Genomic DNA, 14,231 nt, shown 5'->3' with positions numbered 1-14,231 from the left:
ACCTCCTGCTCGGCATCCTCGCCAAGGCCGCCTCCGCGATCATGAAGATCATCAAGGACCCCATCGGGTTCCTGGGCAACCTCGTCAAGGCGGTCGGCGCGGGGCTTCAGCTGTTCGTCACCAACATCGCCACCCACCTCAAGACCGGCGTCGTGTCCTGGCTGCTGGGCACCGCGGTCAAGGCGGGTCTCGAACTCCCCCAGAAGTTCGACCTCAAGGGCATCATCCAGCTCATCGCCTCCCTCCTCGGCCTGACCTGGGACAACATCCGCGCCCGCATCACCCGCAAGGGCATCCCCGACCAGGCCATGACCGCCGTCGAGTCCTCCGTCCCCGTCGCGAAGAAACTCGCCACCGAGGGCCCCGCAGGTGCCGTCAAGGAAATCGAAACCGAGGCCGGCGACCTCAAAGCAACCATCCTCGAAAAACTCACCAGCTACCTGATCCCCACCGTCATCATCGCCGGGATCACCTGGATCATCTCCCTCCTCAACCCCGCCTCCGCCTTCGTCCGCGCGGTCAAGGGAATCATCGACATCGTCACGTTCATCGTGAACCAGGGCGCCCAGATCGTCGAATTCGTCAACGCCGTCCTGGACGCGGTCATCGCCATCGCCAACGGCGGCTCGGCGGGCGTCCCGAAGATGGTCGAGGCCGCCCTCGCCGCAAGCGTGCCCTTGCTCATCGGCTTTCTCGCTTCGCTCCTCGGGATCGGCTCCCTCGCCAACAAAGTCAAATCCGCATTCCACGCCGTATCTAAACCCGTAAACCGTGCCATCGATAAAATCGTCGACTTCATCGTCAAGCGGGCGAAAAATCTCCTAAAAAAGTCTCCGCAGAACATATCAACCAAAGAAGAGAATCCGAAAAATGGATCCCGTGCCGATATACAGCAGCGCTGGCGGCGCGGCATGGCTGCGATCCGTGCGCTCGCCAGCCAGCCCAGCAAGGATCTCGATCCAAGAAAGCTGCATTCTGCACTCTCTAGTATCAAGGGGAGATACGGCTTCCAAAAAGTCACTGCCCATAGGCATGACGACACCCAATGGCGCATATACGCGAAGCTGAATCCAGATAATTCCGACAATTTAATACCCATGACAGGGCAGACACTCATCCTGGGGGAAGGGAACTTCACGTTCACTGAATCCGCAGTAAATCTCAACCTCAATGTACCCGGAAATATAAGGGCAACCGAATACAAGGACCGAGAATCCGTCACGGAAAACTCAACGATTGCGGCCAGAGTGGAGCGACTCGAACAAGCTGGAGTCACCGTTGAGTTCGGTGTAGACGGGAGAACGCTGGAAGAAAAATATAGAAATGCTACATTCTCCACAATAATTTGGATGTTTCCGCACCCAGGTGGCGACCGCCCCACGGCAGCAACTCGCGGTCGAGAGATGCTGTCCACCTTCTTCAGGAGCGCTAAGCAACGCCTTGCACCGGGCGGCAAAATAATCATTACACTGAGGGCTTCGGAATGGTACATTCAACGTTGGCGGCCAGTTCAGTCCGCCCAACTGGCTGGTCTAAATCAAGTCGACAGTGACGGAGAATCCACGAGTGAGCCAATGGACTTCAATAGGAGCTCCTATCCCGGCTACACGCATGAGACCACCGAATCTGGAGCAGCTAGACCTGACGCCGAACGCGGATGGACCTTCATCTTCAGCTAAAGGAATGTAGATGAGAATTGACGAGTTGGTTGAGCGACTTGAGCTTCTTCCGGGTGTGCAAATCGGATGTGGGCCACGCCATCCAACTACCCCGCGTGGAGAACTGGCCACCAAGACTTCCGATTTCCTTGAGTCATACCCGTTCATGCGCCAGGATCGCGGGTACATTGAATTTCTGGAGCGTTTTTCTGGAGTGACGATAAGTGACCCGGAGAAAGATATCGGAATCGACATAATGGGATTCGACCCATGCGTGGTCAATCTAGTTGAAACCGAGGGACCCGTCGTGGATTCCAACGGCTACCTATTGATCGCCATGTGTTCATACGGGGAGGTCTCCGATGGAAGGCTGGTCACTTGGGAGTACGACTTTGCCTTCGACGCCACGGGAAACCGAAGAGAGGGTATCTACCGTCTCGTCGCACTCGGAGGGGAAAATTTGGGAGAGTTTGAGTGGTATGTAGGGAACTTCGAAGAATGGCTTGCGGAACTCGTCGAGCGATCGGGATATTACGCAAAGCCGGTGAGTCGTAATTACTGATCGTTCTAGAATCAGTCTCTTTGGCCGATGGATCCTGTCGGTCGTCAAGAAACTGAGGGAACCTGCGTGAACTCATGATTCTCGGGCAGACCGGTGAGTATTTGGGTCATGTTGCTGATGCCGGCAACGTGGGCGACGCGGCCGTCCGCGCTACAGAAATAGCGGGGCCGCCATCGTCGAGGTTCACGGCATGTGGCTCGATGAAACCCTGGAATCGGCAAGTTGCCTGCGGCTTCATGCGGGCGAGGTTCTGCACCAGTTGCAAGGTCGCGGGCTTCAGGCCGCCGGCTTCCGCTTCTCGGTATACCCGGCGAAGGAGCCCGTCCGTCGCGCGGCGCGGAAGTACATGGATGCCGAAGGGGCCGCGTGCCAGCAGCAGGTGAACAACGCCCCCGACGGTGCTGTGGATTCGGATGAATTCGCCTGATGGGGCGGGTGGCGCACCGCACGGAGACGGGCATATCTGAGCCGGGCCTTCACAGCCGGTGAGGAGCGGGGCCGGCAGTGGGATGCCCGGACCGACCACGACCCCGCCCCCGCACCGCCCTCGTTCACTCCGCCCCGTGGCACTCCCTATACGCCCGCCCCGATCCGCACCAGCAGGCCGCGCTGCGGGCCGGGGGCCAGGGGATCGCCCGGCCGCGGGCGGCGAGGGTGGTGGCGTACTGGGGGAGGAGGTCCGGGTCGGTCGGGGACGCGGCCTCCGAGGCGGCGAAGGCCTCGTACGACGGGACCGTGCCGGTCACGATGCCGAGGTTCGGGGTGCCGGCCTGGTGGAGGTCGCGGAGGGCGGCCTCCAGGCGGGCCAGGTGCTCGGGGTGGGAGGGGTACTCGTCGCGCAGGTCCGGGTAGGCGGTGAGGAGTTCGGCGAGTTCGGCGGCCGGCCAGTGCAGCACCGCGACCGGGAACGGCCGGGACAGCGCCGTGCGGTACGTGCCCAGCTCGGCCCGGAGGCGGGTGATCTCGGCCTGGAGCTCGCCCGGGTCCGAGGAGCCCAGCGACCACAGCCGCTTCGGGTCGTGGAGCTCGTCCAGCGGGACGGCGGCGGTGTGGAGGGTGTCGGCCAGCTCGTCCCAGGCGTCGTGGTCGACGCCCATCAGCCTGCGGACCCGGTGGCGGCCGAACAGCAGCGACTGGGTGGCGTACGGGACCTCCTCGCCCGGCGCCAGGAGCAGCGTCAGCGCGGTCGAGAAGCAGTCGTGGGCGGCTTCGAGCTCGTCGTGGGCTTCGAGGGTCTCGGCCGCGATCTCCCAGGGCCCGGGGTCGAGCGGGCCCGCGGCACGGATGCCTTCGATGATCGCGCGGGCCTCCGCCTCGTGGCCGCACTCCCACAGATTGGCCGCGTTCAGGGCCTTGACCAGGTGGGGGTGGTCGAGGTCGGCGGAGCCGAGGAGTTCGTCGTAGAGGGTGGTGGCGCGGGCGCGGTCGCCGGCGAGTTCCAGATGGGCCGCGGCCTGGAGGAGCAGCGGCTCACGGTCCTCGGGGTACCGCGCCGCGGCGCGCAGCAGGCGCTCGGCTTCGGTGGTGTGGTCGGCAGGCGTGTCGGGGCGCATGGACCACACCGTACTGCTGTACGGCTCCGGGGCGGAGAGTGTTCCAGGCCTGGAGAGTTACGGGCCATGGGCCTATCGTGCGGGCCGTGCGGGAGCGGATACCGGTGGTGACGCAGCGGAACGCGCGGGGGCGCAGGGTCGTCGCGCGCGGGCTCTGGACGGGTGCCGAGCTGGTGATGACCCTCGGCGTCGTCCTCCTGTTGCTCGTTGTTCATCAGCTGTGGTGGACCAACCGGCAGGCCCGCGCCGGGGCCGAGCACCAGGTGCGGGCCCTCCAGCGGGAGTGGGAGGAGGAGCGCGGGGGAGAGGGAGCGGTGCCCGGGGACGACGGTGATTCCGGGGCCGGTCCCCACGAGCCCGGCGAACCCCGCGAGCCCGGTGGCCGGTCGGCCCCGGGCGGCGCAGCTCGCTCCGCGCCCCGCTGGGACCAGGCGTACGCCGTCATCCGCATCCCCCGGCTCGGGCTCGTCGCCCCCGTCGCCCAGGGCGTCGGCAAGAGCGGCGTCCTCGACAAGGGGTACGTCGGGCACTACCCGCGCACCGCGCAGCCCGGCCGAGCCGGGAACTTCGCGCTCGCCGGACACCGCAACACCCACGGCGAGCCCTTCAGATACATCAACCGGCTGCGCCGCGGGGACCGCATCGACATCGAGACCCGGGACGCCGTGTACACGTACACCGTCGACCGGACCCTCGCGCGGACGAGCCCGCGCGACAGCGGTGTCATCGCCGCCGTCCCGCGCAGCAATCTGAAGCCGCACCCCGGGTACGACCGGGCCGGTTCCTATGTGACGCTCACTACCTGCACGCCCGAATTCACCTCCCGCTACCGGCTTGTCGTATGGGGAAGACTCCTGGATGTCCGGTCGCGGTAGCGGCATCGCACTAAGGTTCCCTGACGTGCTCAGACGACGTCCGCAGTTGTTGTGGTTGCTGGTCCCCTACGTGCTGTACCTGGGGGCGCTGCCGCTCGTGAACCGGGTCCACCCGGTGATCTTCGGGCTGCCGTTCCTCTTCGTGTGGCTGCTCGGGGCGACCCTGCTGACCCCCGTCGCCGTATGGCTGACCCGGCGGGGGGACCGCCGGTGAACGCCACCGTCGCGACCTCCGTCTTCGGGATCTTCATGGTCGCCACCGTCGCCCTCGGGCTGCTCGCGACGCGCGGGCGGCGGAAGGGGAACGGCGAGGGCGGCGGGCTCGCCGAATGGTCCGTGGGCGGGCGCAGCCTCGGGACCGTCTTCATCTGGGTGCTGATGGCCGGCGAGGGCTACACCAGCTTCAGCTACCTGGGCGCCGCGGGATGGGGCTACAACTACGGGGCGCCGGTGCTGTACGTGGTGGCGTACATGTCCTGCGGATACGCCATCGGCTACGTCGTCGGCCCGATGCTCTGGGCGTACGCGCGCAAGCACGGGCTCGTCGGGATCACCGACATGGTGGCGCACCGCTTCGGACGGCCCTGGCTCGGCGCGCTCGTCGCCGTCCTCGCGACCGTCTTCCTGCTGCCGTACATCCAGCTCCAGATCACCGGCATGGGCGTGGTCGTCTCGACCATCTCCTACGGTGCCATCAGCCTGAATTGGGCCTATTTCATAGCCTTCGCCGTCACCACCGGATTCGTCGTGGTGAGCGGACTGCGGGGCAGCGCGTGGGTGTCCGTGCTCAAGGACATCCTCGTGATCGCCACGCTCGGCTTCCTCGCCTTCTACGTACCGATGCACTACTTCGACGGGTACGGGCCCTTCCTCGACCGGCTCGTCACCGAGAAGAGCGAGTGGCTGACCTTCCCCGGGCACGGGGACAGCGGGCTCGGACAGGCCTGGTTCATCACCACCTCGTTCCTCAACTCGCTCACCGTGGTGATCTTCCCGACGACCGTCGCGGGCTACCTCGGCGCATCGAGCGCCGACGTGCTGCGCCGCAACGCGATGCTGCTGCCCGCCTACAACGTGCTGCTCTTCGTGCCGATGCTGCTCGGGATGGCGGCCCTCTTCGTCGTGCCCGGGCTCGTCGGCGCCGAGTCCAACCTGGCGCTCTTCCAGCTCGTCGTGGACTCGCTGCCGGCCTGGGCGGTCGGCGTCATCGGTGTCGCGGCGGCACTCTCCTCGATCGTGCCGATGGCCGTCTTCATGCTGGTCATCGGCACGATGTGGGGGCGCAGCGTGCTCTCGCTCGTACCGCGCTGGGAGCGGCGGCAGAAGGGCGCGGCGCAGGTGGTCGTCGTGGCCGCGGGGAGCCTCGCGCTGCTGCTCACGTACACCGCTCCGAACACCCTGGTGCGGCTCTCCCTCATTTCGTACGAGGGAATGGCGCAGCTGCTCCCCATGGTGCTGCTGGGGCTGATGTGGCGGCGGCTGACCCTGCTCGGGGCGATGAGCGGTCTGGTCGTCGGCGTGGGGGTGGTGTGCGGGTTCGTGTTCACGGAGAACGATCCGGTGTGGGGGGTGAACGCGGGCATCGTGGCGCTCGGAGCCAACCTCGCCGTCGCGCTGGCGGTGACGTACGCGGGGCCGCGCGAGCGCGACGACCGGCCGGACGACGAGGTGCTCGCCCGGGACGAGATCGGGGCCCCGGAACAGGCGGCGGAACTCGACGGCGCTCCCGTGGGAACCGGTCACTGACCGACATCGGACGGACCGGTGCGCCGGGCCCATCGTGTATAACGGCTGGAGAGCATCAGGCGCGCGTCTGTGCGAACGGCACGGGCGCGCGAGATCGGCCGACCGGCCGCGAAGGGGAAGAGGGGAGGGGCCGATGAACGGCGACACGAGCCGTCTGCGCAGTGGCCTCGCCCGACTGCTCCGTCCCGCCGGACTGCTGCTCTTCCTCATCACCGAAGTCCTCCTCGCCGAGGGCGGCAGCCTCTCCGCCGCGGTCGCGCTCGCCGCGACCGCCGCCGCCGGCTCCGCGCTCGCCGTCGCCTCGGTCATCAGCGCCCGCTGCGCCGCCCCGGTGCCCCGCACCCGGGTCCGCACCGCCATCCGCGACCGGGAGAAACGCACCGCGTTCCTTCCCCAGCGGGACCCGGACGCCAAGGGGCGCAGGCGCCCCCGAGCTCCTGGCCGTGCCCTTCCGACGGCCGCGTAGGGGCTCGCAGCAGCAACAGCCACCTCCCCAGCAGGTGCGCCATGGGCGCCCCGCGCGGTTCGTCATGCCGAGTCCGTTCTTCCTCCCGGCACGACGAGACCCCCGGAGGGCTCACCCATGTCCGTCTTCATGTCCGCGTTCGCAGACCTGGTCGGCGCGCTGGCCGATGTGCTGCACCCGATCTTCCAGACCGCGTCCACCGCCGCCGCCATCGTGCTGTTCACCGCACTCGTACGGCTCGCCGTGCACCCCCTGTCGCGGGCCGCGGCGCGGGGACAGAAGGCCCGCACCAGGCTCCAGCCGCAGATCGCCGAACTGCGCAAGAAGCACGGCAAGAACCCCGAGCGCATGCAGAAGGCGCTCATGGAACTGCACAAGGAGGAGAAGGTCTCGCCGCTCTCCGGCTGCCTGCCCAGCCTGTTGCAGATGCCCGCCTTCTTCCTGCTCTACCACCTCTTCTCCAGCCAGAAGATCGGCGGCGAACCCAACGCACTCCTCGGCCACCAGCTCTTCGACGCCCCGCTCGGCGAGCGCTGGCACGACGCCCTCGCGCACGGCGGGCTGTTCGGCGCGCAGGGCATGGTCTACCTCGGCCTGTTCGCGATCGTCGCCGCCGTGGCCACGTTCAACTACCGGCGTACGAAGCGGCAGATGGCCGCCAACCCCGTCACCCCGGCCGCCGGACCCGACGGACAGCCGGTGCCCGGCATGGGCGCGATGACCAAGCTGATGCCGCTGATGTCCTTCGCCACCCTCTTCACCGTGTCCGTCGTACCGCTCGCCGCCGCGCTGTACGTCGTCACCAGCACCACCTGGACCGCGGTCGAGCGGGCCGTGCTCTACCGCGACATGCCGGCCGCCGGGACCGCCATGGCCGCCGCGGCGTGATCGGAGCGGCGGACGCGCCGGTCCAGTGTGTGAACAGGGTCTTGCGGAGTGATCGGACGTCTTGGACGATCGGACAAGCCTGCGATGGCCGCCACCCATCCGACGGGCCCGATCACGACCAAGGGGAGACAGACCGGTGAAGCTGCTTCGTGTGGGTACGGCAGGTGCGGAACGACCGGCGCTGCTGGACGAGGACGGAACCCTGCGCGACCTGTCGGGAGTCGTCGCCGACATCGACAGCGCCCTGCTCGCCGACGAGTCGGCGCTCGCCCGGGTACGGGCCGCCGCGGCCGCGCCCGGCGAGCTGCCCGAGCTCGACGCCGAGGGGCTGCGGGTCGGGCCGCCGCTCGCCCGGATCGGCAAGATCGTGTGCATCGGGCTGAACTACCACGACCACGCCACGGAGACCGGTGCGGCGATACCCACCGAGCCGATCCTGTTCTTCAAGGCGCCGGACACCGTCGTCGGGCCCGACGACACGGTGCTGGTGCCGCGCGGCAGCGTCAAGACCGACTGGGAGGTCGAGCTCGCGGTCGTCATCGGGCGCACCGCCCGCTACCTGGAATCCGCCGAGGAGGGGCTCGCGCACGTCGCCGGATACGCGACCGCGCACGACGTCTCGGAGCGCGAGTTCCAGATCGAGCGCGGGGGCACCTGGGACAAGGGAAAGAACTGCGAGACGTTCAACCCGCTGGGGCCGTGGCTGGTGACGGCGGACGAGATCGCCGACCCGCAGGCGCTGCCGCTGAAGCTCTGGGTCAACGGTGAGCTGAAGCAGGACGGCACGACGGCCGACCAGATCTTCCCGGTGGGCGAAGTGGTCCGGTACCTGAGCCACTTCATGACGCTGTACCCGGGCGATGTGATCAACACCGGGACGCCGGCCGGGGTCGCCCTGGGGCAGCCCGAGCCCAAGCCGTATCTGCGGGCGGGTGACGTCGTGGAGCTGGAGATCGCCGGGCTGGGGCGGCAGCGGCAGGAGCTCAAGGACGCGTAGCGGGCTGCGGGTGGGGCGGGGCGGTCGCCGGGTGTCTCCGGTGGCCGCCCCGCCCCCGCACGTCCTTCGTCACGCGTCGAGCGTCGTCGCGAACTGCTCCAGCGCCTCGACCACCATGGCGTGGTCCTCCGCCTGGGGCAGGCCCGAGACCGTGACCGAGCCGATCACGCCCGCGCCCTCGACCGCGATGGGGAACGAGCCGCCGTGCGCGGCATAGTCGCTCGGGTTCAGGCGCGAGGAGTCGTCGAAGGTCGTCCCCTTCGCCCGGAAGCGCGTTCCGACCAGGTACGAGCTCTCGCCGTACCGTTCCACGACCTTGCGCTTGCGGTCGATCCAGGCGTCGTTGTCCGCGCTCGATCCAGGCAGCGCGGCATGGAACATCTGCTGTGCGCCGCGGCGGATGTCGATCGCGACCGGGGCGTGCCGTTTCCGGGCCATCGAGACGAGCAGGTCGCCGAGCGCGTAGGCGTCGTCGTAGCTGAAGTGCGGCAGCGTCAGTCGGCGCTCCTGGGCGATGAGTTCGGAGATGGTCGGAGCGTTGGGGCTCATACGGGCTGCTCCTCTGTATCGGCGGAGTCGGAGAGCTTCACGGCGACGCCCTCGCGGGCCGAGCGGCGGGCCGCTTCCAGGACATCCAGGGCCGCCGCTGACTGAAGCGCGTTCACCGGATTTTCACCCTTTCCGCGCAGCGCGTCGGCGACCGCCGCGTAGTACGCGGGATAGTCGCCCGGCAGCGTGCGGACCGGGGTGCCGCCGCCGGTGAGCGGGGACTCGCCCGAGCCGATCCGGCCCCACAGCTCCTCGGGCTCCTCGCCCCACGGCCGGTCCGCCGCCGGACGCACACCCGCGCGAAGGTCGGCCTCCTGCGGGTCGAGACCGTACTTCACATAGCCGGCACTCTGCCCGAGCACCCGGAAGCGCGGGCCGCGCTGGGCCGCCGTGGCACTGACGTACAGATGCGAGCGCACCCCGTTCACATGGGTGATCGCGAGGAACGTGTCGTCGTCGGCGGCGGCCCCGGGGCGGCGCACATCGGACTCCGCGTACACCAGCGCCGCCGGCCCGAACAGGGTGAGCGCCTGGTCGACGACATGACTGCCCAGGTCGTACAGCAGCCCGCCGATCTCCTGCGGGTCGCCCGACTCGCGCCAGCCGCCCTTCGGCTGCGGGCGCCACCGCTCGAAGCGGGACTCGAAGCGCTGTACCTCGCCCAGCTCGCCGTCCGCGAGCAGGCGGGCGAGCGTGCGGAAGTCGTTGTCCCAGCGGCGGTTCTGGAAGACCGAGAGCAGCAGCCCGCGCTCCTCGGCCAGGGCCGCGAGCCCCCGCGCCTCGGCCGCCGTACCGGCGATCGGTTTGTCCACCACGACCGGCAGACCGGCCTCCAGCGCGGCGGTCGCGATCGGGACATGGGTCCTGTTCGGCGAGGCGATCACGATCAGATCGAGTTCGTCCGCACGCTCCCACAGCTCCTGCGGCGACGCGGCGAACCGCACGCCGGGGAACTCGGCGCGCGCCTGCGCCCGCCGCTCCTCGTCCGAGGTGACGACCGTGTCGAGGACGAGGCCGTCGGTAGCCGCGATCAGCGGGGCATGGAAGACGGAACCCGCCAGGCCGTAGCCGACGAGTCCGACGCGCAGGGGGGCCTCGGACGGTCCGGGCGTCTCGTGAGTCGCGTTGCCAGTCATGCCTGCCACTTAAGCAACGCTGTTGCCATAGTGCAAGCGACAGGGACAATGGGGCGGTGAACAGGAGCAACAGCGGCGCGAACCTGCCAGCGCTGCGCAGCCACAACACCGCCCTGGTGCTGGATCTGCTGCGGGTGGCGGGCGGGGCCGGCATCAGCAGGCTCGAACTCGCCGAGCGCACGGGGCTCACGCCCCAGGCCGTCAGCAAGATCACCGCCCGGCTGCGGGCCGAGGGCCTGGCCACCGAGGCGGGCCACCGGGCGTCCACCGGAGGCAAGCCGCGCACCGTGCTGCGACTGGTGCCGGACGCCGGGTACGCGGTCGGCCTGCACCTGGACCGCGACGAGCTGACGGTGGTGCTCGTCGACCTGTCCGGCGCGGTCGCCGCGAGCCGCACCGCCCCGCTGGACCTCGGCGCCCCGGCGGACGAGGTGCTCGCGGCGGCGGCGGACGCGGTGACGGCGGTACGGGGCGGGGGCGCGGGGCCGCGGGACCGGCAGGTGCTCGGGGTCGGTGTCGCGGTGCCGGGTCCGCTCGACCACCGGGGCGGGGTGCTGCAGCGCGTCACCGGGTTTCCGCAGTGGGACGGCTATCCGCTGCGGGACGCGCTCGCCGTACGGACCGGGCTGCCCGTCGTCGTCGACAAGGACACCAACGCCGCCGCCCTCGGGCTCGCCCTGCGGGCGGCGGGCGGCGGCGACTTCGCGTATCTGCACCTCGGGACCGGGCTCGGCGCGGGGCTGGTCCTCGGCGGGGCGCTGCACCGCGGGGCCCGTACCGCGGCCGGTGAGTTCGGGCACCAGACCGTCCAGCTGGACGGGCCGGTCTGCGGCTGCGGGGGGCGCGGCTGCATCGAGGCGCTCTGTCTCGCCGCGGTCGCCCGGGGGGATGTCGCGGAGGCGGCCCGGGTGCTGGGGACCGGCGCCGCCAACCTCGTCGGGCTGCTCGACATCGACCGGGTGGTGCTCGGCGGCCGTACGGTGGCGGCCGATCCCGAGGCCTACGTACGGGGCGTCCGCGCCGTGATCGACGAGCGGGCCGGGCGGGGCGGTGCCGACGCGCCGGTGCCGGTCGTCGTCGCCGGGGGAGGCGACCGGCCGGTCGCGGAGGGGGCCGCCCAGCTGGTCCTGGCCCCGCTGTTCGGGCGGGCCGGTGACACGGGCGGGGTCTGAGCCGGAGGTACCGGCGCCGGACGGGGCGAACGGAGGGCGGGGCCGGACGGGCGGAATCCGGCGGCCGACCGGGCGGCCCCCCGGCATGTCGGCGCCGGCCGCCTCGCGCGTGCGTGGCAGGGTCGCGGCCCAGAACCGGTGAACTCCGGCGTACGGGGTGAGCCGACCGTCTCGCGAGCAGCGAAGGTGATCCCCCCGATGCCCCCCGCCCCCGGCCCCACTCCTGCCCCGCCCTCGTCCGGCACGCCTTCCGGCTCCGCCTCACCGTCCGACTCCGCGCCGGGCCGCGCACTCGGTTCGATGCCCGGCCGTATCGCCGTCCCCGTACCCGTTCCCACCGCGATGCCCATGACCGCGTCGGGCCCGGCATTCTTCCCCACCGCCGGCCCCACCTCCGTCCCCATGACCGCGGCCGCGTCCATCCCGGTCCTCACCGACCCCGCGCATCCTCCCTCGCCCGCGCCCCCGCCGCCCCCCGGGCGGACCCGGCACGGACTGGCGCTCGGGCTGGCCGCGGCGAGCGTGGTCCTCGGCGGCACATCCGTCGCGCCCGCCTCCGCCGCGTCCTCGGCCACCCCGGTCTCGTCGCCCGGCTCCACCACCGCCGACCAGCAGCCCGCCTGTGGTGATCCGGCGGCGGAGGACTTCCCGATCAGCACCCGCATCCACGGCGGCCCGGACACCTACGCGTCCGGCGGCGGCTACGGAACCTGGTTCCTGGACCTGACCAACACCACCACCGAGTCGTGCCAGGCCATCCACCCGGTGCTCGTCCTCACCGACGAGGACCGCAAGCTGACCTCCGACCAGATCCAGCTGAAGTTCTCCGAGCAGGCCCGCCCGGGTACGGAGCACCGCGTCACCTGGGAGACCACCGACCGGAACGAGCACATCGGCGTCTTCGGCGGCGAGGGCGGCGACTCCTTCGGCGGTTTCACCGTCCCGGCGGGCCGCACCATCACCATCCAGGTCCGGATGGCGTTCACCTCCGACACCAGCCCCGGCCGGATCACCGCCAACGCCGCCATCGTCCAGCGGCAGCGCGTGGCGGGTGGCACGGCCGGCACGGCGGGCAGGGACGACGGGGCCTGGGTCGGCGAGTCCGACGACTACCCCTTCACCGTCGTCGACGAGAGCGACGGCGGTGAGACCGGTGAGACCACCGAGACCGGTGAGACGGCCGACGCCGGTGAGACCGCCGAGACCGGTGAGACCAGCGAGGCCGCCGGGATCGACGAGACCGGTGAGACGGCCGGCACCGGTGAGGTCGGCGGCACCGGAGACGCCCCGCGCGAGGCCCACCCGGTCGAACCGGGCCGGACCCCGGCACAGAGCGATCGCCCGGAGCTGGCCGCGACCGGCTCGGGCGGCGTCCCCGCGGCCGGCCTCACCGTCGCCGGGCTCCTGATCGGCGGCGGGGCGATGGTGATCAAGACCCGGCGGCCGCGCCGCGCACACCCCTGAACCGCTCCGGACCACACCCCGGGCCGTCCTGCACCACCCGTCTTGTTCCGGCTGACTGGCACTCCGCTGCGAGGTGGAGTGCCAGACCGCCACTCAGACGAGGTCGACGAGGTCCGCGATCGAGTCCACGACCTTCGTCGGGCGGTACGGGTAGCGTGCGATGTCGCTCTCGGACGTCAGCCCGGTGAGCACCAGGAAGGTTTCCATCCCGGCTTCCAGCCCGGCCAACACGTCCGTGTCCATCCGGTCGCCGATCATGGCTGAGGTCTCGGAGTGGGCGCCCAAGGTGTTCAGCGCACTGCGCATCATCAACGGGTTGGGCTTGCCGACGAAGTACGGCTCCTTGCCGGTCGCCTTCGTGATCAACGCGGCGACGGAACCAGTGGCGGGCAACGCACCCTCGGGTGAGGGCCCGGTGTTGTCGGGGTTGGTGGCGATGAAGCGGGCCCCGTTGTTTATCAACCGGATGGCCTTCGTCAGGGCCTCGAACGAGTAGGTCCGTGTCTCGCCCAGGATCACGAAGTCGGGCTCGGTGTCAGTCAGCACGTACCCGGCTTCATGCAGGGCGGTGGTCAGTCCCGCCTCACCGATCACGTAAGCAGTGCCGCCCGGGTGCTGGTTGTCCAAGAACTTGGCGGTTGCCAGGGCCGAGGTCCAGATGTTCTCCACCGGCACTTCGAGGCCGATGCGGTTGAGGCGCATGTGCAGGTCTCGGGCCGTGTAGATCGAGTTGTTCGTCAGGACGAGGAATGGCTTGCCTGAATCACGGAGCTTCTTGATGAAGGCGTCCGCACCGGGGATCGGCACGCCTTCGTGCATCAGCACCCCGTCCATGTCGGTGAGCCACGATTCGATGGGCCTGTGATCTGTCATGGTGTGGCTCCTGCCTCACGAGAACTCACGAGATGACCATGCTATTCACTCATCGCACTCGGAGCCTGAACGTCTCGTAGCCCGGACTGGTCGCAGGGAAGCGCCGCCCGGACTGCTTCCACACGATCTCGGCTTCCCGTCCGTGGCCTCGGCCGGCTTCTGCCGGGCGAGGCCCTTCCGGCCGTCGCGGCCATCGCCCATCTGCCCGATGCCGGAGATTCGGGTGTATCCGCCAACTGCGACCTTCCCCACAGGGCGCGGGCGGGCTTCGGGCGGAGCGCAGACCCGTTCC

Annotated in this window: 15 protein-coding genes; 11 read left to right on the top strand and 4 right to left on the bottom strand. The window is 69.5% G+C overall.

Annotated features, from left to right (window positions below):
• The 3 genes from BT364_RS39540 to BT364_RS41215 form a co-directional block, all read left to right on the top strand.
• On the top strand, positions 1–1,679 hold a 1,679-nt coding region (locus tag BT364_RS39540), incomplete at its 5' end, for a Rossmann-like fold-containing protein (protein ID WP_143166602.1).
• A gap of 10 nt (positions 1,680–1,689) precedes the next feature.
• A complete protein-coding gene (locus BT364_RS41220; RefSeq protein WP_143166601.1) occupies positions 1,690–2,220 on the top strand; it encodes a hypothetical protein in 531 nt (176 codons plus the stop codon).
• 190 nt (positions 2,221–2,410) lie between these two features.
• Positions 2,411–2,647 (top strand): hypothetical protein, encoded by a 237-nt coding sequence (locus BT364_RS41215; RefSeq protein ID WP_072489252.1) that lies wholly within the window; start codon positions 2,411–2,413, stop codon positions 2,645–2,647.
• Between the two features lie 124 nt (positions 2,648–2,771).
• On the opposite strand, the gene BT364_RS35155 is transcribed toward BT364_RS41215, so the two are convergent.
• The gene (locus tag BT364_RS35155) at positions 2,772–3,773 is read right to left on the bottom strand and encodes an SEC-C domain-containing protein (RefSeq protein ID WP_072489251.1); all 1,002 of its coding nucleotides are present in this window, start codon (positions 3,771–3,773) and stop codon (positions 2,772–2,774) included.
• Positions 3,774–3,850: 77 nt separating this feature from the next.
• Between BT364_RS35155 and BT364_RS35150 the strand changes: the two genes are divergently transcribed.
• The 6 genes from BT364_RS35150 to BT364_RS35125 all read left to right on the top strand — a co-directional run bounded on the left by BT364_RS35150 (position 3,851) and on the right by BT364_RS35125 (position 8,745).
• On the top strand, positions 3,851–4,648 hold the full coding sequence (locus BT364_RS35150) for a class E sortase (RefSeq protein ID WP_072489250.1): 798 nt from the start codon (positions 3,851–3,853) through the stop codon (positions 4,646–4,648).
• Between the two features lie 55 nt (positions 4,649–4,703).
• The gene (locus BT364_RS35145) at positions 4,704–4,862 is read left to right on the top strand and encodes a DUF3311 domain-containing protein (RefSeq protein WP_072489260.1); all 159 of its coding nucleotides are present in this window, start codon (positions 4,704–4,706) and stop codon (positions 4,860–4,862) included.
• Positions 4,859–6,394 carry a sodium:solute symporter family protein gene (locus BT364_RS35140; protein ID WP_072489249.1) on the top strand — a complete coding sequence of 512 codons (1,536 nt, stop codon included), beginning with the start codon at positions 4,859–4,861 and terminating at the stop codon, positions 6,392–6,394. The genes BT364_RS35145 and BT364_RS35140 overlap by 4 nt, the downstream gene beginning before the upstream one ends.
• Before the next feature lie 133 nt (positions 6,395–6,527).
• Positions 6,528–6,860, top strand: a complete 333-nt coding sequence (locus tag BT364_RS35135; protein ID WP_072489248.1) for a DUF6412 domain-containing protein — start codon at positions 6,528–6,530, stop codon at positions 6,858–6,860.
• Positions 6,861–6,977: 117 nt separating this feature from the next.
• Positions 6,978–7,748, top strand: a complete 771-nt coding sequence (locus BT364_RS35130; protein ID WP_072489247.1) for a YidC/Oxa1 family membrane protein insertase — start codon at positions 6,978–6,980, stop codon at positions 7,746–7,748.
• A 136-nt stretch (positions 7,749–7,884) separates the two neighbouring features.
• On the top strand, positions 7,885–8,745 hold the full coding sequence (locus tag BT364_RS35125) for a fumarylacetoacetate hydrolase family protein (protein WP_072489246.1): 861 nt from the start codon (positions 7,885–7,887) through the stop codon (positions 8,743–8,745).
• A 69-nt stretch (positions 8,746–8,814) separates the two neighbouring features.
• On the opposite strand, the gene BT364_RS35120 is transcribed toward BT364_RS35125, so the two are convergent.
• Together BT364_RS35120 and BT364_RS35115 are read right to left on the bottom strand one after the other, a co-directional pair.
• Positions 8,815–9,294: a heme-degrading domain-containing protein gene (locus tag BT364_RS35120; protein ID WP_072489245.1), complete on the bottom strand. Its 480-nt coding sequence runs from the start codon at positions 9,292–9,294 to the stop codon at positions 8,815–8,817.
• Entirely contained in the window at positions 9,291–10,430 is a 1,140-nt protein-coding gene (locus BT364_RS35115) for a Gfo/Idh/MocA family oxidoreductase (protein ID WP_072489244.1), read from the bottom strand. Before BT364_RS35115 ends, BT364_RS35120 begins: the two co-directional genes overlap by 4 nt.
• 56 nt (positions 10,431–10,486) lie before the next feature.
• Between BT364_RS35115 and BT364_RS35110 the strand changes: the two genes are divergently transcribed.
• Both BT364_RS35110 and BT364_RS35105 read left to right on the top strand, forming a co-directional pair.
• Entirely contained in the window at positions 10,487–11,602 is a 1,116-nt protein-coding gene (locus BT364_RS35110; RefSeq protein WP_072489243.1) for an ROK family transcriptional regulator, read from the top strand.
• 198 nt (positions 11,603–11,800) lie between these two features.
• A complete protein-coding gene (locus BT364_RS35105; RefSeq protein WP_256260356.1) occupies positions 11,801–13,066 on the top strand; it encodes a hypothetical protein in 1,266 nt (421 codons plus the stop codon).
• Positions 13,067–13,159: 93 nt separating this feature from the next.
• Here BT364_RS35105 and BT364_RS35100 read toward each other — a convergent pair whose 3' ends face one another.
• Positions 13,160–13,939 (bottom strand): HAD-IIA family hydrolase, encoded by a 780-nt coding sequence (locus tag BT364_RS35100; RefSeq protein WP_072489242.1) that lies wholly within the window; start codon positions 13,937–13,939, stop codon positions 13,160–13,162.
• Between the last annotated feature and the right edge of the window lie 292 nt (positions 13,940–14,231).

Origin of the sequence: Streptomyces atratus (assembly GCF_900119365.1) — a bacterium.
Lineage (GTDB): Bacteria > Actinomycetota > Actinomycetes > Streptomycetales > Streptomycetaceae > Streptomyces > Streptomyces atratus_B.
This window is presented reverse-complemented; position numbering and strand designations above follow the sequence as displayed.